This is a genomic window from Myroides sp. N17-2 (assembly GCF_002286775.1).
Lineage (GTDB): Bacteria > Bacteroidota > Bacteroidia > Flavobacteriales > Flavobacteriaceae > Flavobacterium.
Map to the genome: position 1 here is coordinate 43,718 of NZ_NSGJ01000022.1, position 21,864 is coordinate 65,581.

Here is a 21,864-nt window from a genome sequence, read left to right on the forward strand (position 1 = left end):
CAGTTATATTATGGTTTCATCGAACCTTTTTCTTGGAAGCGAATATGGAATTTGAAAGCTTCTTCTAAGAGGTGAGGAGTATGTCCTTGTCTCTCTTTAGCTCTTTCGTAATAGTCTCTTAATTCTGCTTTATATTCTGGGTGTACACAGTTCTCTATGATCACTTCAGCACGCTCTCTAGGAGATAATCCTCTTAGATCGGCAAGTCCTTGATCAGTCACTAAGATATCTACATCGTGCTCTGTATGATCTACGTGAGATACCATCGGAAGTACGTGAGAAATGTTGTTTTCTTTAGAAGCTGCCTGCGTTACGAATACACTTAAGTAAGCATTACGAGCGAAATCTCCTGATCCACCGATACCGTTCATCATTTTACTTCCACCGATATGCGTAGAGTTTACGTTACCATAGATGTCAAATTCGATAGCTGTATTGATAGCGATAATTCCTAATCTACGGATTACCTCAGGTGCGTTACTGATATTCTGTGGACGCAATACTAGTTTGTCTTTATATTGACCAAAGTTGTTGATAATCTTAGAATAACAATCTTCTGTCACTGTAATAGAAGAACCAGAAGCGAACGTCATTTTACCTGAATCAATAAGGTCAAATGTACTGTCCTGAAGTACTTCTGAGTACATCGTTAGATCGTGGAACGGTCCGTCGATAAACCCTGTAAGTACAGCATTAGCCACTTTACCAATACCTGCCTGTAGAGGAAGTAATGAGTGTGTTAGCTTTCCTTTTCTTACCTCTTCTTCGAAGAATTTAAGTAAGTGTCCAGAGATAGCAGATGTTTTCTCGTCTGGCTCAGGTAACTGCGCAGGCGTATCTTCTATACTAGAATACACTACCGCGATAACGTCATCAGGATTTAATCTAATAAATGTTTCACCTACTCTGTCTTTTACAGTATGAATAGGGATAATCTCTCTACGAGGTTGTTTTTTAGGCACACTATTATCGTGTACACCTTCTATTTCTAATGGAATAGCAGTGTTAACCTCTATTATTATTTTACGAGCTACACTAGCGAAGTATGCAGAGTTACCGATCGATGTGGTAGGTATGATAAATCCTTCTTCGTTAATATAAGTCGCCTCGATAATAGCGATATCTACTTGAGGAATGTGTTTTTCCTGAAGTTGTTCGATCGTCTCACTTAAGTGTTGATCGATATATTTGACTTGACCACTATTGATTGTTTTTCTCAATACTGAATCGGCTTGAAAAGGCAATCTGCGGATTAAAGCATTATTAGTAGCAAGGTCAGCATCGGTAGTCTGTCCTAGAGATGCTCCTGTAATTAAAGTGATAGCCACATTCTCTTTAGCAGCTCTTAAGGCAAATGCAGGTAATACAGACTTACTGTCTCCTGCTTTAGTGAATCCACTAGCCCCTACTACTGCTTGATCATGTATTAGGAGAGCAGCTTCTTCAGCTGAAACTATACGCTCTCTAAACGGTGCGTATTTTATCCTCTCTAATTTCGAGTCTTCTTTCGTCATTTCAAATAAAAATTTTAAGCTCCTTAAAATAACCATATTTATTTGGAACAATCAAATAAAATAAATGGATATAAGTAAATATACGAAAATGTGAGTCGTTATTGTTAAGATATTGTGGTTATATTTATAAAATTAAGATATAAAAACGGAAGTGTTACCTAGCGAAAAATTAACTGACTTTTCTTTGGCAGGTTTTAAATCGACAAACTACTTTTTTGCCTTTTTTTCTTATCAAATCCTCAAAAAAAGAAGAAAAACTACTAGATATTGCGTTTCAGCACCAAAAATAACTTTATACTTATTATGAGAATACGCAGAAGAGAAGATGATTTTTAGCGAACTTTTGAATAGTAGCGAAGTTCTTTAATGTAGAGAAATAAAATGATACTGTACACGATATTCTAACTTGTTTTGGATAAATGTGGTAGAATGATGGGTTTGTTCGGGAAGGGTTGTAGCACGATTCGGCCGTTCTTCGGAAAACGACCCCTCCGTCCGAACAAGTACTGAACTCTTCCGAACGCGTTCCGAATAAAAGGCTGTTTTTAGTGTTTTATATTATTGAAAATCAATTATTTATGTTTTTAGAAAATGGCGAAAAATGGTCTTTTTTGACAAAAAGTGGTTAAAAATGGCTTTTTTCGGCAATAAATGGACTTTATTTCCCTTGAACCGAAATGTTATTTTAAACGTCCTTATTTTTGCAGATAATTAGAATGAAGTCTTGATAGATATGTTGTATAAGAGTATGGATAGTTGTCAAATAATAAATATTTTAAACTAACTGTAACTAAATTGTCAATCTGTCGTCTTATTCTATAAATCAATCCAAAAAATCAAAAGCCAAACCAATGAAAACACTACTATTATGCTTAATGACGTCTTTCTTTGTAGGGATAAGTCCTAGTCAAGCACAGAAGAAAAAGAATGCTCAAATAGATGAGGAATTCTTTATTCCTGTGGAGAAGTCTAATCTATATGCTAATGCAATAGGAAATGCGGACAAACCGATCATTATCACGCTACATGGTGGTCCAGGAGCATTCTCTGTGGATCATGCGTTCCTTAAAGATGTCTTTGAGAAAGATTATTTGGTGGTGTATTTTGACCAACGAGGAGGAGGAAAGTCAGATGAGTGTACAGACAAGGCAATGTTGACAACAGATCAGTTCGTACAAGATTTAGACAATGTAGTCGATTTTATCAAAGCTAAATATCCAAATAAGAAAATCAATCTGTTAGGTACATCTTGGGGTGGGCTTTATGGATTTTTATATCTGATCAAACACCAAGAGAAGATTAACTCATATATCAGTAGTTCTGGGTTTGCGGATAGTCCACAGCGAAACTTTGCGTTGATTAACCATGAACGAAAATTGGCAACTGACCTACTTAAAACAACTACTGATCCTGCTAAAAAGAAGATATATCAAGATATTCTGACTCAACTTAACGAGATCGAGGGCAAAGGATTTAAAGACTTCTTTAAAGATATGAATCTAGTAAGATACGAGTTTCCTAAAGAGTTGGGCTTTGATGTGTACTGGGCTAATCCTGCGAATAAGGCGAAAAAGGACAAAGTACTAGCTGATCCTGATTTTTTCAAAAATGTGAAATACACACCGGAACTTGTCGAGAAGGCGATGGCAAGACTTGAATATATCAATGAGGTATTTATGAACACAGAATCATATAATAATCTGAATATTATAGAGGAGCTAGCAGTGATTAAAACACCTGTACTCGTTATCCAAGGAGAATTTGACTATGCGATAGGAGTGGATCAAGGTAGAACGATATTTAAAGGGCTTAAGAATGTTCCAGAGAAAGATAAGGAACTAGTTTATCTAAAGAACGCTTCACATAATACCCCATTTGAAGCACCTGAGATGTATTACGGATCAATGAAAGCTTTTTATAAGAAGCACAATTAAGAAAACACAATGTATAGATACAAAAAAAGCTACCTGATATAGGTAGCTTTTCTTGTTATAAGTAATCTTACTATTTAGCAAGTTTATCTAATGTGTAGATGATTAACTTATCTACAGCAGCATATGGATCTTCAGAGAAGGTACCATTAGCTCTGTTAGCGATAATCGTGTTAAGAGATACAGCGTGGTGACCTAATAATTTACATAGACCATAGATAGCAGAAGTCTCCATCTCGAAGTTAGTGATACGGTATTCACCGAAACTAAAGTTATCGATCTTGTGGTTTAATTCAGGATCTTGGATACCTAGACGAAGTACACGTCCTTGAGGCCCGTAGAATCCACCTGCAGTACCTGTGATACCTTTGAATGTTAGTTCACTTTCTAATTTAGCTTCTAGTTCAGAACTGTTTTTGATAAAGTAAGGACGTCCTTTTCTTAAATCCCAATTCGTATGCTTAATAAATGCATCTTCTAAAGGCACATCAGTTACTTCTTCGATTAGGTAAGAACGCATAACGTTGTCAAGTCCTAGTCCATATTGCGATAATACGAAACTGTTTACAGGAATATCAGCTTGTAATGAACCAGAAGTTCCGATTCTCACGATATTTACAGAAGTAAGTTCTTTCTTAATCTCTCTTGTTTCTAAGTCAATATTGAATAAAGCGTCGATTTCATTCACCGCGATATCAATATTGTCAGGTCCGATACCTGTAGAGATTACAGTCATACGCTTACCTTTATACGTTCCTGTAGTAGTTTTAAACTCTCTTTTTTGTGTTGAGAATTCAATAGACTCAAAGTGTTTAGTGATTCTATCAACACGGTTTTGATCCCCTACGAATATGATGTCTTTAGCAACATGTTCAGGTCTTAAGTTTAGATGGTAAATACTACCATCAGGGTTTAGAATTAATTCAGATGATTTAATCTTCATAATATTAAATTTTTAATTATCCGCCTACACGTTTTACCTTGTAGCCTTCTTTTATTAAATAATCCATTATTTTGTCGCGAAAGTTACCTTGTATGATAATCTCGCTGTCCTTTGTACTTCCTCCTACACCACATAGTGTTTTTAGTTTTTTAGCTAGGTCTTTTAAGTCATCTTCAGTTCCTACGAATCCCTTAATAATAGTAGCTACTTTACCGCCTCTATTCTTTTTGTCAAGATGAGCTTCTAATCGCTGTTGGTTCGGAGCTAATGTATCTAGAGATTCTTCTTGTTCGAACTCAAAATCTTTATTTGTAGAGAATACAAATCCTCCTAAGGCATCTAAACTATTTATCTTTTTACTCATATAAGTATTAAATGTGGTGCTTTTATAAAATAATAATACCCCTATAGATAAGATAGATAATAGTGATCTAGAGCCTATTTATTGTGGGTATATGTAAAGGTACGAAAAGTGTTAAAATTTATTCGTGTTTATTCGTAAAAAAAATGACTTTATAAAATCTATTTTTTTCAATAAATAAAAAAGAGGGAGTTATTTGCTCCCTCTTTTAATAGTATTGTGATTATGGATGATTATTTAATCAAACCTAATTCTACTAATCTTTGGTATAAGAAGTCTCCTGAAGTAATATCTTCATATAACTTAGGATTATTCTCGTCGATACAGTTTTCTAAACAGTTTAGCGGCATCGTGCTTACAGGATGCATAAAGAATGGAATAGAGTATCTAGATGTTCCCCATAATTCACGAGGAGGGTTTACCACTTGGTGTATAGTAGATTTTAATCTATTATTAGAGTGGCGAGATAGCATATCACCTACATTGATCACTAGTTCGTCATCAGCTGCGATAGCATCGATCCACTGTCCATCGTGGTTTTGTACCTGTAGACCTTTACCTTGAGCACCCATAAGTAGTGTAATCAAGTTAATGTCCCCGTGAGCAGCTGCTCTTACAGCGTTCTTAGGTTCATCTTTGATAGGTGGGTAGTGGATAGGGCGTAAGATACTGTTTCCGTTTTTAACGAATTTGTCAAAGTAGAACTCATCTAAATCTAAGAATAAAGCAAGAGCACGTAGTACGTATACCCCTGTTTTTTCTAACATTTGGTAAGTTTCTTTTCCTACAGCGTTAAATTGAGGTAATTCTTTTACTTCTACATTAGCAGGGTAAGATGCTTCTAGAGCAGGATCGTTATCAACGTATTGACCGAAGTGCCAAAACTCTTTTAAGTCACCTTCTGTTCTCCCTTTTGCATGTTCTTTACCAAAAGAAACATATCCTCTCTGACCACCAATACCTGGTACTTCATAAGAATCTTTAGTTTCTAAAGGAAGATTAAAGAAGTTGCGGACTTCAGTGTATAGATTCTCAACTAATTGATCATCTAAAAAGTGTCCTTTAAGTGCTACGAATCCAATTTCTTCGTAGGCTTGGCCGATTTCATTTACAAACTTTTGTTTACGTACCGGGTCATCCGATAGGAAATCACGTAAGTCAACACTAGGAATGTTTTGCATTTACTTAGTTGTTATATATGCTTACTTGAGTTATTTGACGCAAATGTAAATTTTTTTTCCACAAAATACGGTTGATAACTACAATTTATCTTTTTATTAGGTCTAATTTATTCGAGAAATGAGATTTAAGCATTGTGTATTTCGGAAGAATGATGAGAAAATAGGATTGTGATTTTTTTAAGAAATGTAAAAAAGTAATGATTTTTTTTATAAATTGCCGTAATAACTATTAAAAAAGAAAACTATGAAATTACCTATCGAATTAAAAAATAATGAGTTTGTAGTCTTAGTGGCAGTTGACGTTGACCCTAAATACAAGTTGTCTAATATGGATGAGTTCTATGCTACTTTGCCAAAGAGCTTTAAACCAATCTTTAAGAAATTAGTTGGATCTTCATTAAATATTTATTGCGTGTCAGATAAGCAAGATGACTTTATGTTTTGCTTAAGACAGACAGGTTATAAGACAACATTATTATAAATTTGCACTTAAATTATTAAGTACGATTAAATCAAAATGAGTAAAAAAGTAGCCAAAACGAATGCATTGCGTATACTAGATAGCAAAAAGACAAGTTATGAAATGCATGAGTATGACATCAGTGACGAATTAATAGATGGAAAGTCTGTGTGTGAAAAACTTGGTATAGGAGAGGAAGTCTCTCTAAAAACACTTGTAGCGCATGGTAAAGGTAGTGCTGTCTATGTATTCGTGGTCGCTATCAATAGTGAGTTAGATCTAAAAAAAGCGGCGCATGTATGCGGTGAGAAGAAGATAGAGATGCTAGCAGTTAAAGATTTGTTAGCCACAACAGGTTATATCCGTGGAGGCTGTTCACCAATCGGAATGAAGAAGGTGTACCCAACGTTTATAGATGAACAAGTAAGAGGGTTTGATATGATTTATGTTAGCGGTGGACGCAAAGGATTAAGTGTAGGGATTCGTCCATCTGATTTAGTAGATGTAATCGGAGGAAACTTTGTAGATATTGTTAAAAAGGATTGAAAACAAGTTGATTAAGTGTTTGGTTTTTGCCTTATTCTGAAAAAACTGATAGTACATTTTGCGTATGTTTATTAATGTTTTGTTATAATTATGACAATCCTTGTCGGATCAAAATGTTGATTAGTTAATGTTGTTGTATCTTTGCAGGGACAAATTAGATAAAAGTTTAATAAATGGGGTGTTTTGGAGTTAAATTAATACTAAAATAGGTTAGAGAATTCTTTTAGCAAGTAAGTTGGATTTATCTTTGTACACTGTAAATTTGAAAATATGATATTGGCATTAACTGTTTCATTGTTTCCTTCATGTGGAGTAGATCAAGTGAAAGAAAAGGGCTTTAGAGAAGCAAGTAATAAACAAATTGATTTATTGAGTAAAAATGATTTGGATGGTACTTTCTTTAAGGCTGTGGCTCAGGATTCACCACAAGTTGTTTCTGTAGGGAAAAAGGGAATTGTTTATTCTAGCACTAAACCGAATCAGAAGATTATCTTTCCTTTCGTAGAACCATTAGTAGATGGTGAGTGCAGAATTTATAAATCTCGTACTAAACATGAAGAAATAGAAGTCGTGATATATGAAGATGAAACAGCAAAAGACTTTGCTGATGGAAGATTTGATCATTCAGTAGCAGTAAGATTAATACGCAATCAAGATAGTGAAGTAGAGGAAGTAATTGATTTTGCTTGTTTTGGACATTATTTATATACAGATAAATTATCAGGTAACTGGATCTTTCAGTCTTATGAAGAAAAGAGAGTAGAAGAGCTAGGTATTAATCAGATTCCTATGATCTGTATTGATATTAATACAAGAAGTTTCTCTGGTAGTGGAGGTAATCACATGATCTATGGTGATGTTAGATGTGAAGGAGATAGTATCTTCTTTAAAGTAGTATTATCACCTGAGTATGTAACTGATCTGTACCAAAAAGAGAAAGAGTTATTATCAGTGTTAGACGGTTGTGATCGTTTTGAATTAAGAGATGACTATTTATATCTATACGAGAATGGAAAGCAGAAGCTAATGTTCTTAAGAGATACTTATAATATGTAACTTATTACTATAAACTAAAAAAAATGGAAGGTATTAACCTTCCATTTTTTTTAGTTCTTCTATTGACATTTTATCAGGTCGTTCTTCGCTGATTTTATAAGCTTCGACGATCTTTTTGACTAATCTGTGTCTTACAATATCCTTATCATCTAAGTATATCATCCCGATACCTTCTACATCCTTTAAGATATAAAGTGCCTCTTTTAATCCAGAAGATACCTTACGTGGTAAGTCTATCTGTCCAGGATCTCCTGTGATGATAAATTTAGCGTTTTTACCCATACGGGTTAAGAACATCTTCATTTGTGAGTGCGTTGTATTCTGAGCCTCATCTAGGATAACGAATGCGTTATCTAGTGTACGCCCACGCATAAAAGCAAGAGGAGCTATCTGTATGGTCCCTTTGAGAATATAATCATCTAGCGTCTGCGGAGGTAGCATATCTCTTAATGCATCATAAAGTGGCTGCATATAAGGATCTAACTTCTCTTTCATATCACCTGGTAAAAAACCTAAGTTCTCTCCAGCTTCTACAGCAGGTCTAGTTAAGATAATCTTCTTTACCTCTTTGTTTTTAAGTGCTCGAACAGCTAATGCTACTCCAGTGTAAGTCTTCCCTGTACCCGCAGGCCCTATGGCAAAGACCATATCATTCTTCTCTACATACTTCACGAGTTTCTGTTGATTCGGTGTGATCGCTTTGATCATTTTACCCGATACGCCATGTACTAGGATATCATCTGTAGGAAGTGAGGCAGGTGCGCTATCTAAGACTAGTCTCTCTATGATATTCTCGTCGATGCGATTATATCTAGTAAAGTACTTGAGAAGGCGGTCAAAGCTTTTCTCAAACTCGTCTAAAATCTCTGGATCACCATAAACTTTAAGTAAAGTTCCCCTCGCCACAATTTTAATCTTCGGATATAACTTCTTAAGTATATCTAAATGAGTGTCTTGTGGACCCCAAAAATCTTTAGGGCTAAAATCTGTTAATTCTATTATCCTTTCGTTCAATACCAATGGAGTTAATTAAAAAAAATAATCTAATTTTGTATATTCAAATCTACTATAAAAAAATCATTTTTCTTAAAATATATTGAAAAATAATAATGCAAAGAATAATTACACTAACAACAGATTTTGGATATAGAGACCATTATGTAGGGGCTTTAAAGGGAAAGATATATTCCAATATCAGTGGCTGTAATATAGTTGATATCACACACGAAATAAGTAAATATAACACTGAGGATGCTGGATTCGTTATCGGAGCAGCTTATAACCAATTTCCTCAAGGTACAATACATATCATAGCAGTCGATGCTTCTGTAACGGATTATACAAAAGCAATCTGCGTAGAATATGATGGTCATTATTTTATCACCGCTGATAACGGGATAGTAAGCATCATCTTAGGAGAAGAAAGTTTCGATAAGGCGGTTCACATCAAGCACGATGGAATGATGAAGTCAAATGACATATTTGTGTATTGTGCATATCAATTATTAGAAGGTCGCAGATTAGAAGAGATAGGGGATTCACTAGAGTCTATCTATAACCCAAGCCGCTTAGCAATGAGCGTTTCTCTATTGCCAAATAAAATTACAGGAAAAGTTATATACGAAGATTCTTATGGGAATCTAGTGACTAATATACACCGAAGTGACTATGATGTAGTCTCTAATGGAAATACTAAATATGCTATTCGATTTAAGGATTACCGTATCTCGCGTATCAGTAATCACTTCGCCGATTTTAAAACCAACGATATCGCTACCTTAAAGGAACGCGCTGGGGAACTAGTGGCTGTCTTTAATGATGTTGATTTGTTGACGATTGGCTTGTTTTACTCTAGGCCAGATTCTCCAGGAGGTACACCTCGTCAGCTGATGAATCTGAACTTAAATGATACAATCGTGGTCGAATTTGATCCTGAAGCACAATATTAAAGCAAAAACTATGTTTATAAGAATTGTAAAGCTAACCTTGCTTGAAGACAAGGTGGATGATTTTTTAGCGCACTTTGATACCATCAAAGATAAAGTACGTCATTATCCTGGATGTCAATTCTTAGAGGTCTATCGTGATAAACAGCATACTAATGTGTTTTTTACGTATAGTTACTGGGAAGATGAGAGTAATCTGGAGGACTATAAGAAATCAGAACTTTTCGGAGAGTTATGGCCTTATACCAAAACTTTGTTCAAAGAGAAAGCAGAAGCTTGGAGTGTGGATAAAGTGGTGACACTTAAATAGTAAATAGTTTATGAAGGCAATCAGTCTTAGAGAAATTAAAGCTTTTTTTAGTTCATTAACAGGCTATCTAGTTATAGTCTTGTTCTTAGTGATAAATGGCATTTTGTTGTGGTTTTTAGATGGAGAGTATAATGTGTTGCAAAGTGGCTTCGCAGACCTATCTCCTTTTTTCTATTTGGCACCGTGGGTGTTGATATTCCTAATCCCAGCAGTAAGTATGAAGAGCTTCTCTGAGGAGATTAAGAATGGCACGATAGAGCTATTGCTAACTAAGCCGTTATCTGTATGGCAGATCGTATTAGGGAAGTTCATCGGTGTATTTGCTTTAATCTTTATCGCTATTATCCCTACCATCGTATATGTGTTTATCCTTAAAGATTTAGTCTTAGAGGGGCAGCATATAGATTATAGTAGTATCATTGGTTCGTTTATAGGGCTACTATTTCTAGTGGCGTGTTATGTATCTATGGGGATATTCTCTTCTTCGTTGACAGAAAATCAGATTGTAGCTTTTATCACAGGAGTGGCGCTGTGCCTATTCTTTTCTTTAGGGATAGATGCATTAGCAGGACTATTCGGCGAATGGTTTGAGAAGATCGGTATTCTATATCACTTCAGAAGTATCTCTAAGGGAGTCATCGATACGAGAGATTTGATTTATTTTGCTTCAATGACTATCTTGTGTCTTGGGCTTACAGTATTCAAAATTAAAACACTGCGCAAATAATGAAGAAGTTTCAAAAAAACGATATTAAGTTACTGATACGTTTACTTGTAGCATTAGTAGTGCTTAATGTTATCGGTACTTTTGTATATAAACGATTTGACTTTACACAAGATCACAGATATACTCTTTCTGCTAGTACGGTGGGAATAGTAGATCAGGTGCAGGAGCCAGTGGTGGTAGATGTGTTCTTAAAAGGCAACTTCCCACTAGAATTTAGACGACTTCAAAATGAGACTAAACAGCTCTTAGAGGAGATACAATCTAGAAATTCGAATATCAAGTTTAGATTTGTCGATCCTAATGAAGAAGGACCTAATAAGAAAGAAGCAGTAGAGAAGTTATATAATTTTGATCTGAAACCTGTTACGATTACAGTAAGCGATAAGGGCGCTCAGAGTCAACAATTAGTATTTCCTTGGGCATTAGTGACGCAAGGGGAGAAAGTAGCGAGAGTACAGCTGTTGAAGAATATGATGGGGGCCAATACAGAAGAGAAAGTTGTCTCATCTGTACAGCACTTAGAATATGCATTTGCTGAGGCAATCAATAAAGTAACGCAAGAGAAATATAAGAAGATCGCTATCCTTAAAGGGAATGGGGAGTTAGAAGATGGCAATATCGCTGACTTCTTAATGACAGTGAGAGAGTCGTATCATATAGCGCCTTTTACACTTGATTCTGTAGCGAAGGCTCCACAGAAGACTTTAGAGCAACTAAAAGAATATGACCTAGCGATTATAGCTAAGCCAACTAAACCTTTCTCTGAAGAGCAAATAGGAGTGCTAGATCAGTATGTAATGAATGGTGGTAAGACACTATGGCTAATCGATCAGGTGCAGGCAGACTTCGACAGTCTTAGACAAGATGGAAGAATGCTAGCGTATCCAAAAGATCAGAGCTTAGGAGGATTATTATTTAAGTATGGAGTGCGTATTAATCCAGTGTTGGTTAAAGACGAGATAAGTACTAAGATAAAGCTAGCATCAGGAAGACAGGGGAGTGAGACAGTGTACACTGATTTCTTATGGAAGTTTGCTCCTTTTGTATATCCAGATTCAGATCATCCTATCGTTAAAAATATAGAAGGAGTGAAGTATGACTTCGCATCTCCGATAGATACCTTAAAGAATGGTATTAAAAAGACAATCTTAGCGAAGTCATCTAAATACTCAAGTTTAGTAGGTGTGCCGAATGAAATTAGCTTTGAAGTGATCAACGAACAAGTTACACCTGAGTTCTATGAGGGCAAGGGAAGTTATATCTTAGGAGTGTTATTAGAAGGTAATTTTTCTTCTGTATTTAAGAACCGTGTGATGCCATTCTCAGTAGAGAAGCCTCTTTCAGAGAGTAAAAGTACGCAGATGATCGTGATATCAGATGGAGATATTATCAGAAACCAGCTAGATGAGAAAGGAATGCCTTTAGAGCTAGGATATGATAAATGGACTAATATGCTTTATGGAAATAAAGAATTAGTACTAAATTCAGTCAATTATCTACTAGATGATACAGGACTTATTAATTTGAGAACCAAAGAGGTTAAGATCCCAATGCTAGACAAATTAAGAGTAGAGCAGCAGTATACATCTATCCAAATGAAAGTATTGGTTATCCCAATAGTGCTAGTTGTAATTTTCGGATGTGCATTTATTCTCATCAGAAAACGAAAATTCATTAAAAAGTAAAGTGATATTTCTTTTATTATTGGTAATAATCGGATATATTTGTAACTGTAAAAGTATTTTTACATATAAAACAATTATAGTATGAAGTTTATAGTATCGAGTTCTTACTTGTTAAAGCAATTACAAGTTCTAGGTAGTGTAATAAACAGTAGTAATACCCTACATATCTTAGATAACTTCTTATTTGAGTTAGATAATAATGTATTAAAGGTATCTGCATCTGATTTAGAAACCACAATGTCTGCTACTTTAGAAATTGAATCTACAAGTCAAGGAAGTATAGCTGTTCCAGCAAAGTTATTGTTGGAGACATTAAAGACATTCCCTGAGCAGCCATTGACTTTTTCAGTTAAGGAAAACAATACGATTGAAATTAGTTCAGACGTAGGTAAATACGTCTTAGCATATGCACAAGGAGATGAGTTCCCGAAAGCTGAGTCATTAGAAGACCCATCTAAAACGGAAGTTCCTGCAGGAGTATTAGCAACTGCTATCAGCAAAACAATCTTTGCTGCTGGAAATGATGATTTACGCCCAGTTATGTCTGGAGTATTCTTTCAGTTCTCTCCATCAGGATTAATCTTCGTAGCTACTGATGCACATAAGTTAGTAAAGTATTCTCGTACAGATATCGTTTCTTCTAACGAAGCAAGCTTTATTATGCCTAAGAAGCCACTTACTATCCTTAAAGGTATCTTAATGGCTTTAGGAGCAGATGTTAGTATCGAGTTTAACGAATCTAATGCGCAGTTCTCTTTTGAGAATTATACATTAACTTGTCGTTTGATCGATGGTAAGTATCCTAATTACGAAGCTGTTATTCCTAAGGAAAATCCTAATAAGCTTTTAATCAATAGAACACAATTCTTAAGTTCTGTTAGACGTGTGTCTATTTATGCAAATAAAACGACTCACCAAATCAGATTAAAAGTTGCAGGTACTGAGCTTAACATTTCTGCTGAGGATATTGATTATTCTAACAAAGCAGATGAGCGTCTAACGTGTGATTACCAAGGAGATGATATGCAAATTGGTTTTAACTCTAGATTCTTATTAGAGATGTTAAACAACTTACAGTCTGATGATATTCTTTTAGAAATGTCTTTACCTAACAGAGCAGGTATCTTAACTCCAGTAGATGGATTAGAAGATGGTGAAACTGTAACAATGTTGGTAATGCCTGTAATGCTTAATAGCTAGTAAATAAACGATTAGTTTATAAAATAATATATAGAGAGCTTCTCTTCATCTCGAAGAGGGGCTTTTTTTTGCTTTCTACTCTAACAGTGTGTTAATTGCTTGGAATTTTACATACTTAGACGTATTACAACGAAAGTGTAATAGTATATTGTTCTTTACTTGATGGTATGTGTACTCTTGTGTATAAAGGGAAAGAATATCTACTCTAGTCGATTTAATAAGAGACTTATCAGATAAGCTATGATTACTAGCGTAATTATAGAGGATATGGTAGTGAATATAAGGGCTATTCTAAAAGAGTTGCCTATATCTGAATGTAAATTGAGTACTAGATAGTCAAATGCAAGACTATTTAAATAGATCGATATAGATAGTAATAGTAAGTGGATAAGTAGTTTCAATGGTTTATATATAAATGTTAAATATATAACCACTAAAAGCATACCATAAAACAAGTATTATCTCAATACAGCTATTCTGGGGACAAATACTTTGAATAGTGTAAGGAATATTTTAACTAATGGGTATTATTGTTGTTTTGTTGTTGTGAGTTTGGCTAATGGGTAATCAGGGTTTAGACTATTGCTTCAGTAGGCGAAGTTACATAAGCGTATTGATCTAAACTTACTTTGTTGTGGTTTAGAGTAGGTATCCCTAGTAACTGTTTTAAACCTGTTAGATTCTTCTTGATTTCAGATCGGTCTACTTGTTCCTTGTTTTCTAAAGAGAAGATCTGTTTAGAGATGATGTCTTGAATTTCGGAAGTCTTGTAGTTTAGAAGCTCCTGTTCATTGATTTGGAATAAGATTTTGATCTTATTTAAATCTTGTAAGTGGTCATTCGTTAAATAGTGTACACTGTTAAGGACCTCTAACTTAATATCTACGAATAGATTGATTAACGTCTTTTTGATACTTACTATGTTTTCTATTTGGTTATTCTCTAGCATCCCGTAAAAACCTATTGAAGTTACGATGTTCTGAGATAAGTAAGAAAGTATTTGGTGTGCTGTGTTTTTACTTTCTAATTTGTCATTTAATGTAGCAAAGTGATTTTGCAAATCAGATGTGAATACGATCATAGTTACGTGTTTTTATTTGATTTCTTTTCTTTTGCTAAGATAGTTATTAATGTTAAAATTAGTGTTTATCTTCTGTTTTTTATAAAATCTTGCGTTATATCGGTTGTATTGTTTTTAATTTGAATTAATAATATTAATTTTGATTAATTATTGGTTTTTTTATTAGATAGTATAACTGTTTTTAGTAATAACATATTGCTAATTATGGTCAATATGCGAATATAATGTTGATTTAATATTAAATTTATGTTTATTCATCTGTATAAGTGCTTTTAGTCTCATTATGACTGATAATATTTAGTATTTATATGTATCAATTTAATTCTTTAGTTTTGCTTAAACATTTAAGATAATGGAAACCTTCTTAGTTATTATAGTAATCACCTTATTAGTTGTGATAGGTTGGTTGATTTATTCGATGCGTGCCATAAGCATCCGCCGAAATGAGTTAGAAACCGAGAGACAATTGTTTGATTCTAAAATTCGTTATCTACAGTTAGAGAATTTAGAGTCTAGATTAGATCCGCACTTGTTTAAGAATATACTTAACTCTATACAGTCTCACGCTTATCAGACATACTATGCCTTAGATAAGATGGCAGGAGTACTAGATTATATTCTTTATGACAGCCAGAGAAAGATGGTGTCTTTAAAAGAAGAACACGAGTTCGCTTTGCGATTAATAGATATCAATAAGATAAAGCTTAACCCTCTTTTTAGATTAGATATTCGCTCTAGTATAGGAGAGACTGAGCCTTATTATACAGAAGATCTTATCGCTCCACTTGTCTGTGTCGAGTTGATCGAGAATGCCTTTAAGCATGCAGATTTAGCAAGCTCAGATGCATTTATTTCTATCTTGTTTAAACTAAAGAATAACCAGTTTGATTTGCTTGTATCTAATAAGAAATCTAGAATGAAGACACTGACTAAGGATAAAGGTGGATATGGGTTAACAGCTTTAAACAAGCGATTAGAGCTGATCTACGGACATACTTATAAACTAGAAAAAAGCGAAGACGATCATATTTATTCAATGCACCTAAAAATTAACTTACATGATTTCAAAACTAAAATGCGTACTACTTGATGATGAAATGCTTGGACTGAAGTATTTGAAGATGCTTTGTGAGCAGATAGAAGAAGTTGAAATCGTAAAGATTTATGATAATCCTACTCTCTTTTTAGAGGAACTTCCTTTATTAGAGTTTGATGTAGCTATATTAGATATTAATATGCCAGGAATGGATGGATTAAGTGTCGCTCAGTTATTAGTAAATAAAGGAGTAATCTTCGTAACGGCGTATAAAGAGTATGCATTAGAAGCTTTTGAGATAGAGGCGATCGATTATATCGCTAAGCCAATTAAGAAAGAGCGTCTTCACAAGGCTATTTTGAAAGCGATGCGACAGTTTAAACCTGTGGATGATGTTAGCTTTATTACGATTAATTCGAATAAAGGAAAGGCATTGTTACATTTCTCAGACATTCTGTATATCAAAACCAATGAGATCGATAGTAGAGATAAAGATGTGTATCTAGAGAATAACCAAGTAGTGATAGCAAAGAATATGTCTTTAGATAAGTTTGTCTCTGTGCTACCTAATAGCAAGTTCTGTCGTATTAATAAAGGTGAACTAATAGCACTGCGTATAGTGCGTTTTTTTAGCCATGATGAGATCACGACTACACTGAAGACAGTAGAGGGAAAACCACTAGAATTAACACTTGGGATGACCTATAAGACTGATTTTCTAGAGAAGATATAATATTCGTTACACAATAATATCATTTCATTACAACTTCAGTGGCTTTGGATTCATATTTGCTTTTTATCACATATATAATAGAGATGTTTGCATCGGATAAAAAAGTAATAGTATGTCAAAGTTTAAAAATTCTTTCCTTTATTTCATTATCATAGGAGGGTGTTCTGCCTTAATGTATTGGGTAGTTTCTAAAGGAGTACGCTTAGAATCAGATGTAGTTAAAGTAGTATCGGATAAATCAGTATTCGAAAACTTTTTAGGTACAATACAAGATAACTTAAATTTACCGCTAGCGTTATTACTAGCACAGATCGTGACTATCGTACTTGTAGCACGAGTATTCGGATGGATATGTAAGAAGATAGGGCAGCCTTCTGTAATCGGTGAAATCATAGCCGGTATCGCGCTAGGGCCATCATTAGTAGGAACCTATTTTCCTGAGTTTTCAGCCGCATTATTTCCTCCCCAATCTTTGGGCAACTTAGGCTTTCTAAGTCAGATAGGATTAATCCTATTTATGTTCGTCATCGGGATGGAGCTCGACTTAAAGGTACTGAAGAATAAAGCGCATGATGCTGTACTGATTAGTCATGCCAGTATTATTATACCTTTCGCTTTAGGGATGACCTTAGCGTATTATATCTTTACTTCATTTGCGCCACAAGGCGTTGAGTTCCTTTCTTTCGGTTTGTTCTTAGGTATTTCGATGAGTATTACCGCCTTTCCTGTTCTCGCACGCATTGTGCAAGAGCGAGGATTACAGAAGACCCGACTCGGAACTATCGTTATTACGTGTGCAGCAGCAGATGATATTACAGCTTGGTGTTTATTAGCAGCCGTTATAGCTATTGTTCAGGCAGGAAGTTTTACGAGTTCTTTATATATTATGGCTTTAGCGATTATCTATGTGATCGTTATGCTAAAATTAGTGAAGCCTTTCTTAGCGCGTATCGCTAAATATCAGTCTTCTAGTAATTTATTGTCTAAAGGGACAGTGGCGATATTCTTATTGACACTTATTATATCAGCATATTGTACTGAAGTTATCGGAATTCACGCTTTATTTGGAGCGTTTATGATGGGAGCAGTGATGCCTGATAATATGAAAATCAGAAATATCTTTATAGAAAAAGTAGAAGATATCGCAGTGATCTTATTCTTACCGCTATTCTTCGTTTATACGGGATTGCGTACAGAGATAGGGTTGCTAAACGAACCTTACTTATGGAAGATAACAGGGATTATTATCTTAGTCGCCACAGTAGGTAAATTCGTGGGAAGTGCACTAACCGCCAAGATAGTCGGAATGACTTGGAAAGATAGTTTGACCATAGGTGCGTTAATGAATACAAGGGGACTGATGGAACTTATCGTTCTTAATATCGGGTTCGACTTAGGTGTCTTAACAGGAGAAGTCTTTGCGATGATGGTGATTATGGCCTTGACTACTACATTTATGACAGGGCCAGTGTTAGACTTAATCGCTAAGATATTTGGGCCTTTAGTAGAAGATGAAACTACCACAGCAACCTCTAATATCGGCAAATATCAAGTGTCTCTATTCTTTGAGGACAAGGCTAGCTTGAAGCCATTGATGAAATTAGCGAGCAGTTTCGTCGGTAAGAATAATGCAGATACAGGTATTACCGCGATGCACTTAGTGGAGAGTAATGAAGTGAATGCTTTTACTTCTACAGAATATGAAGGTGAAATCTTCGAGGCAGTGCAAGAAGAAGCGACGACGCTAGATCAAGAGGTGCAGACCTATTATAAAGTGTCTAATGACGTAGAGAGTGATGTAGTGAATGTGGTCAATGAGCAGATTAGTGATTTGCTATTAATCGAGATGGGATATTCTATTTATAGAGGATCACTTCTAGGAAATATCCTTGGATTTACGACACGCATCATTAATCCTGACGTGTTATTAAATAAAGTAATTGGAAAAGAGAAGTTCTTTGAGAATTCGTGGTTTAATGCGCGAACTCAGCAGATACTTAATCGTTCTAAAGTTCCTGTAGGTATCTTTATTAATAAGGACTTTGATAAAGTAGAGCATATCTTTTTGCCTGTATTTACGAAACAAGATTTGAAATTGTTAAGCTATGCACAGAAGTGGATACGCAATAGTGAAGCGCAAATAACAGTGCTAGACGCTACCGGACAATTAGAAAGTTACCCAGAGTTTAAAGAGCAAGTTCGTCTAATCGAACAATTTAAACCTAACCACATTAGAATAGTTAGTGCAAAAGAAGTAGATAAGGAGTTTATCGAAGAGTTTGACTTAATGCTGATCAGTTTAGACAGTTGGAAAAACTTAGTAGAGGAGAGAACCCCTTGGCTAAATAATGCCCCATCTATGCTACTAATGCAATTGTAACCTAGTTTCCATCATATAGATTATATTAATTTGTTGTGCGCCTTTTCTTAATAGAAAAGGCGCTTTTATTTTATGTATATAATTGATAATTCTAGAATAAGTGTTGACTAAATACTATGATATAATTCCAGTTCATAGCTCTTTTATTAGAACTAGACCTCTTTTGTAGATTTTATGAAGTGAGTATAGGATAGTAAATAATCGCATTGTAAGAATAATAATATTCTTAATTTTATCTTAAAATGGTATAAATTACAGGTTGTTAAATTTTTAACAAAAAAGCCGTTTTTTGGTGATTTTGAATATGCTTTAAACCCAGTGATAGCAAGACTTGTAGGGGTTTTATTTGGGTGTTGTTCGGGAACAGTTTTGGTCTTCTTTTGAAAATAGGGGTAGTTTGCGAATAAGACCCGAACAGACCTCAAGCAATACCGCATAAATACTGGGTTTCAGCCTTTTTTAAGCTGTTAAAAAAACCGTTAAAATTAAAAAAATGAATTTTAGAAAGCGGTAGTTTGAGCTTTCTTTTTTGTAAAAAGTACTAGGCTTTTAGTGGAGTGATATTCTCAATACGAGCGCATTGATTTAAAGCCTTTTACATTGCAAAGATACAAAAAAAAGTGTGTTGTTGAGAGGGGGAGGAGGAAAATCTATCCTCTTAGATTATCTCCACTATATTTAAAGGAATTAGTTGTGTTTTTTTAATTGTATTTTATTAAATTACAGTGTTTTATAATTTCTTTAAAATAGAAGCAATGAAAGGTATCAATGAAGAACAGCTATATATTTATTTTTTAGAAACTATAGATAGTTGTGGTGGTTTTCTTCTTGAGTGTAATGATGAAAAAATAGGATATTTAATTTTTGAAGTTTTTGATATTAATGTTCGTACATTTTTTTATAGTGATACGCTTACAAAATTACTTTCCAAAAGAATGATCTCTCAAGATATTTATCATAAAGCTATAGCTACTAGGGATTTGTATTTAAGTATAGAAGATACTAGCTTATGGAGTATTAGTGGGGTAAGAGAAAGCACTATATGGAAAGAAATATTTGATTTGTGTGATGATATCCGAACTCAAGTAAATGCTCATTAATGAACTATTGGAGTAAGTGATAATGTACATATTTAATTTATCTAATACCCTGTATGCGTATTATGATTAGTTAGCTACTTTATTTTAAGCATAACCCCCTAACTATCCTAGTTATTTGGTATCTTCACGTACATAAAGGCTAGGTATTTATGATAGAAATAGAGACGAGTATTCACGATGCTTATTCCGTAGAAGTTAAAGTAGGATTTAAATCAGAGAAGATAGGTCAGCAGGCAGAGTTTGAGACTAATACTTGGTTTTTTATACCGAATAGCTTAGATATCAATGCTTCTACCTATCAGAAAGAACAGTTCTACTCGGACGTCAAATCTAAGGTGAGATTCATCACGCCTATCTATTTGCTAAAGGAAATAGTCGATAATGGAGCTGTACCACTTAATAACCTGCGCTCAGCCTTTAATGATGTACTAACTGATAAAGAAGGTAATGCAGAGCTGATTATGGAATATGAGTTTCAGCTGAAGATGTTTATGGCTATCTTTAGAAGTGCTATCCGAGATCATATTGTCGAAATCAAGAAGTGTGTACTAGCAGAAGATTTAGAGGAGCAATGTATTGAATTTGCTACTGCGGTAGAGAATATTTCCATTCAGTTTAGAGCGTTAAGAGAGCTACTGGTTGATCTAGAAGAGGGGAGTGATGTGAAGAATTACTACGACTTCGCAGACGAATATCTATCTTATGCTATCATACATCAAGTCTTTAATTTTATTGAACTTCTTGATAGTAATAAAGCGGCGATGACAAGTCTAGTTAATCAGTATTTGATTGGTTTGATTATCCGTGAGAAAGAGTATATGAAACAGCAGGATTATCTCGATATTATAAAAGGGGATAAGGAGAATAACCAAAAAGTGGTATATCGACATGCGATGTTAGATAAGTATATAGAATCAGATCTTGTCTTGACTTCTAATAAGCGAAGGGATGAAGATGGAGTCATTGCTCAGCAAATCTATTATAGTATAGCAGCGGGGCTCTCTATGGTGTTTGCGACGATAGTTGCCTTCTCTTTTCAACAGAAGTATGGCAACTTTACAATGCCTCTTTTTGTAGCTTTAGTGATTAGTTATATTCTGAAAGATCGGATTAAGGATCTGATGCGTTATTACTTTATTGGCAAGTTAGGAGGGAAGTATTTTGATAATAAAACGAGTATTAGTATTAAAGACCAAAAGATAGGATGGATACGCGAATCTGTCGATTTTATGGCTGAGAATAAAGTACCTGAAGAAGTACTAAATCTACGTGATCGTTCAGCCTTGCTAGAGGTGGAGAACAAGATTCACAATGAGAAGATTCTGTTATATCGCAAAAAGGTTCATCTAGATAATAAAAAAGTAATAAAAGAGAGTACGTATGCCTTCGATGGTATCAATGATATTATTCACTTTAACCTTACTCGCCTTACACAGCGAATGAATAATCCTTATGTGAGTTTGTTTACATTGGATCAGGATGATAGCACAGGTAAGCCTATGAAGGTGTTAGCAGATAAAATTTATTATCTAAACTTTATTACGCAAATAAAGTATGGGGATAAGGTTGACTATAAACGTTTTAGAGTTATCTGTAAACGCACAGGAATAGAGGTGATAGAAGATTTGTCTTAAAGAATATACATCGCTCCTAAGTAGGACTATTTAAAATAAA

The 21,864-nt window shown here is 34.6% G+C and carries 20 protein-coding genes; 14 read left to right on the plus strand and 6 right to left on the minus strand.

What is annotated here, in order from left to right:
* Window positions 1–8: 8 nt before the first annotated feature.
* Window positions 9–1,514 (minus strand): succinate CoA transferase, encoded by a 1,506-nt coding sequence (locus tag CF599_RS10395; RefSeq protein ID WP_121965968.1) that lies wholly within the window; start codon window positions 1,512–1,514, stop codon window positions 9–11.
* 851 nt (window positions 1,515–2,365) lie between these two features.
* On the opposite strand from CF599_RS10395, the gene CF599_RS10400 reads away from it, so the two are divergent.
* A complete protein-coding gene (locus CF599_RS10400; protein ID WP_121965969.1) occupies window positions 2,366–3,448 on the plus strand; it encodes an alpha/beta fold hydrolase in 1,083 nt (360 codons plus the stop codon).
* Between the two features lie 70 nt (window positions 3,449–3,518).
* Here CF599_RS10400 and CF599_RS10405 read toward each other — a convergent pair whose 3' ends face one another.
* The 3 genes from CF599_RS10405 to CF599_RS10415 form a co-directional block, all read right to left on the minus strand.
* Complete coding sequence (locus CF599_RS10405; protein WP_121965970.1) at window positions 3,519–4,388, minus strand: nucleoside phosphorylase; 870 nt, start codon at window positions 4,386–4,388, stop codon at window positions 3,519–3,521.
* A 16-nt stretch (window positions 4,389–4,404) separates the two neighbouring features.
* The gene (locus tag CF599_RS10410; protein ID WP_121965971.1) at window positions 4,405–4,752 is read right to left on the minus strand and encodes a translation initiation factor; all 348 of its coding nucleotides are present in this window, start codon (window positions 4,750–4,752) and stop codon (window positions 4,405–4,407) included.
* Window positions 4,753–4,982: 230 nt separating this feature from the next.
* Complete coding sequence (locus CF599_RS10415) at window positions 4,983–5,930, minus strand: isopenicillin N synthase family oxygenase (RefSeq protein WP_121965972.1); 948 nt, start codon at window positions 5,928–5,930, stop codon at window positions 4,983–4,985.
* A gap of 244 nt (window positions 5,931–6,174) precedes the next feature.
* Between CF599_RS10415 and CF599_RS10420 the strand changes: the two genes are divergently transcribed.
* From CF599_RS10420 to CF599_RS10430, 3 genes are all read left to right on the plus strand, one after another.
* Window positions 6,175–6,411, plus strand: coding sequence for a hypothetical protein (locus CF599_RS10420; RefSeq protein WP_121965973.1), 237 nt, complete (start codon window positions 6,175–6,177; stop codon window positions 6,409–6,411).
* 36 nt (window positions 6,412–6,447) lie between these two features.
* Complete coding sequence (gene ybaK, locus CF599_RS10425; RefSeq protein ID WP_121965974.1) at window positions 6,448–6,936, plus strand: Cys-tRNA(Pro) deacylase; 489 nt, start codon at window positions 6,448–6,450, stop codon at window positions 6,934–6,936.
* Between the two features lie 270 nt (window positions 6,937–7,206).
* Window positions 7,207–7,992, plus strand: a complete 786-nt coding sequence (locus CF599_RS10430; RefSeq protein ID WP_121965975.1) for a hypothetical protein — start codon at window positions 7,207–7,209, stop codon at window positions 7,990–7,992.
* Between the two features lie 33 nt (window positions 7,993–8,025).
* Here the strand turns inward: CF599_RS10430 and CF599_RS10435 are convergent, their stop codons facing one another.
* Window positions 8,026–9,006 (minus strand): PhoH family protein, encoded by a 981-nt coding sequence (locus CF599_RS10435; RefSeq protein WP_121966001.1) that lies wholly within the window; start codon window positions 9,004–9,006, stop codon window positions 8,026–8,028.
* Between the two features lie 95 nt (window positions 9,007–9,101).
* Here CF599_RS10435 and CF599_RS10440 point away from each other — a divergent pair, with 95 nt between their 5' ends.
* From CF599_RS10440 to dnaN, 5 genes are all read left to right on the plus strand, one after another.
* On the plus strand, window positions 9,102–9,941 hold the full coding sequence (locus CF599_RS10440; protein WP_121965976.1) for an S-adenosyl-l-methionine hydroxide adenosyltransferase family protein: 840 nt from the start codon (window positions 9,102–9,104) through the stop codon (window positions 9,939–9,941).
* Between the two features lie 10 nt (window positions 9,942–9,951).
* The gene (locus tag CF599_RS10445; RefSeq protein ID WP_121965977.1) at window positions 9,952–10,248 is read left to right on the plus strand and encodes a putative quinol monooxygenase; all 297 of its coding nucleotides are present in this window, start codon (window positions 9,952–9,954) and stop codon (window positions 10,246–10,248) included.
* Between the two features lie 10 nt (window positions 10,249–10,258).
* On the plus strand, window positions 10,259–10,975 hold the full coding sequence (gldF, locus tag CF599_RS10450; protein WP_121965978.1) for a gliding motility-associated ABC transporter permease subunit GldF: 717 nt from the start codon (window positions 10,259–10,261) through the stop codon (window positions 10,973–10,975).
* Complete coding sequence (gene gldG / locus CF599_RS10455) at window positions 10,975–12,660, plus strand: gliding motility-associated ABC transporter substrate-binding protein GldG (protein WP_121965979.1); 1,686 nt, start codon at window positions 10,975–10,977, stop codon at window positions 12,658–12,660. The genes gldF and gldG overlap by 1 nt, the downstream gene beginning before the upstream one ends.
* An 81-nt stretch (window positions 12,661–12,741) precedes the next feature.
* The gene (dnaN, locus tag CF599_RS10460) at window positions 12,742–13,860 is read left to right on the plus strand and encodes a DNA polymerase III subunit beta (RefSeq protein WP_121965980.1); all 1,119 of its coding nucleotides are present in this window, start codon (window positions 12,742–12,744) and stop codon (window positions 13,858–13,860) included.
* A 574-nt stretch (window positions 13,861–14,434) separates the two neighbouring features.
* Here the strand turns inward: dnaN and CF599_RS10470 are convergent.
* Window positions 14,435–14,941 (minus strand): hypothetical protein, encoded by a 507-nt coding sequence (locus CF599_RS10470; protein ID WP_121965982.1) that lies wholly within the window; start codon window positions 14,939–14,941, stop codon window positions 14,435–14,437.
* A 352-nt stretch (window positions 14,942–15,293) separates the two neighbouring features.
* On the opposite strand from CF599_RS10470, the gene CF599_RS10475 reads away from it, so the two are divergent.
* The 5 genes from CF599_RS10475 (at window position 15,294) to CF599_RS10495 (ending at window position 21,824) form a co-directional block, all read left to right on the plus strand.
* Window positions 15,294–16,031 carry a sensor histidine kinase gene (locus tag CF599_RS10475; RefSeq protein WP_121965983.1) on the plus strand — a complete coding sequence of 246 codons (738 nt, stop codon included), beginning with the start codon at window positions 15,294–15,296 and terminating at the stop codon, window positions 16,029–16,031.
* A complete protein-coding gene (locus CF599_RS10480) occupies window positions 16,000–16,710 on the plus strand; it encodes a LytTR family DNA-binding domain-containing protein (protein WP_121965984.1) in 711 nt (236 codons plus the stop codon). Before CF599_RS10475 ends, CF599_RS10480 begins: the two co-directional genes overlap by 32 nt.
* A gap of 112 nt (window positions 16,711–16,822) precedes the next feature.
* On the plus strand, window positions 16,823–19,090 hold the full coding sequence (locus tag CF599_RS10485; protein WP_121965985.1) for a cation:proton antiporter: 2,268 nt from the start codon (window positions 16,823–16,825) through the stop codon (window positions 19,088–19,090).
* Window positions 19,091–19,845: 755 nt separating this feature from the next.
* The gene (locus CF599_RS10490; protein ID WP_121965986.1) at window positions 19,846–20,190 is read left to right on the plus strand and encodes a hypothetical protein; all 345 of its coding nucleotides are present in this window, start codon (window positions 19,846–19,848) and stop codon (window positions 20,188–20,190) included.
* A 149-nt stretch (window positions 20,191–20,339) separates the two neighbouring features.
* The gene (locus tag CF599_RS10495) at window positions 20,340–21,824 is read left to right on the plus strand and encodes a hypothetical protein (RefSeq protein WP_121965987.1); all 1,485 of its coding nucleotides are present in this window, start codon (window positions 20,340–20,342) and stop codon (window positions 21,822–21,824) included.
* Window positions 21,825–21,864 lie beyond the last annotated feature (40 nt).

Coding starts and splice junctions, on each gene's coding strand:
- CF599_RS10395 (WP_121965968.1), bottom strand. CDS start 1,514: ATGACGAAAGAAGACTCGAAATTAGAGAGGATAAAATACGCACCGTTT.
- CF599_RS10400 (WP_121965969.1), top strand. CDS start 2,366: ATGAAAACACTACTATTATGCTTAATGACGTCTTTCTTTGTAGGGATA.
- CF599_RS10405 (WP_121965970.1), bottom strand. CDS start 4,388: ATGAAGATTAAATCATCTGAATTAATTCTAAACCCTGATGGTAGTATT.
- CF599_RS10410 (WP_121965971.1), bottom strand. CDS start 4,752: ATGAGTAAAAAGATAAATAGTTTAGATGCCTTAGGAGGATTTGTATTC.
- CF599_RS10415 (WP_121965972.1), bottom strand. CDS start 5,930: ATGCAAAACATTCCTAGTGTTGACTTACGTGATTTCCTATCGGATGAC.
- CF599_RS10420 (WP_121965973.1), top strand. CDS start 6,175: ATGAAATTACCTATCGAATTAAAAAATAATGAGTTTGTAGTCTTAGTG.
- ybaK (WP_121965974.1), top strand. CDS start 6,448: ATGAGTAAAAAAGTAGCCAAAACGAATGCATTGCGTATACTAGATAGC.
- CF599_RS10430 (WP_121965975.1), top strand. CDS start 7,207: ATGATATTGGCATTAACTGTTTCATTGTTTCCTTCATGTGGAGTAGAT.
- CF599_RS10440 (WP_121965976.1), top strand. CDS start 9,102: ATGCAAAGAATAATTACACTAACAACAGATTTTGGATATAGAGACCAT.
- CF599_RS10445 (WP_121965977.1), top strand. CDS start 9,952: ATGTTTATAAGAATTGTAAAGCTAACCTTGCTTGAAGACAAGGTGGAT.
- gldF (WP_121965978.1), top strand. CDS start 10,259: ATGAAGGCAATCAGTCTTAGAGAAATTAAAGCTTTTTTTAGTTCATTA.
- gldG (WP_121965979.1), top strand. CDS start 10,975: ATGAAGAAGTTTCAAAAAAACGATATTAAGTTACTGATACGTTTACTT.
- dnaN (WP_121965980.1), top strand. CDS start 12,742: ATGAAGTTTATAGTATCGAGTTCTTACTTGTTAAAGCAATTACAAGTT.
- CF599_RS10470 (WP_121965982.1), bottom strand. CDS start 14,941: ATGATCGTATTCACATCTGATTTGCAAAATCACTTTGCTACATTAAAT.
- CF599_RS10475 (WP_121965983.1), top strand. CDS start 15,294: ATGGAAACCTTCTTAGTTATTATAGTAATCACCTTATTAGTTGTGATA.
- CF599_RS10480 (WP_121965984.1), top strand. CDS start 16,000: ATGATTTCAAAACTAAAATGCGTACTACTTGATGATGAAATGCTTGGA.
- CF599_RS10485 (WP_121965985.1), top strand. CDS start 16,823: ATGTCAAAGTTTAAAAATTCTTTCCTTTATTTCATTATCATAGGAGGG.
- CF599_RS10490 (WP_121965986.1), top strand. CDS start 19,846: ATGAAAGGTATCAATGAAGAACAGCTATATATTTATTTTTTAGAAACT.
- CF599_RS10495 (WP_121965987.1), top strand. CDS start 20,340: ATGATAGAAATAGAGACGAGTATTCACGATGCTTATTCCGTAGAAGTT.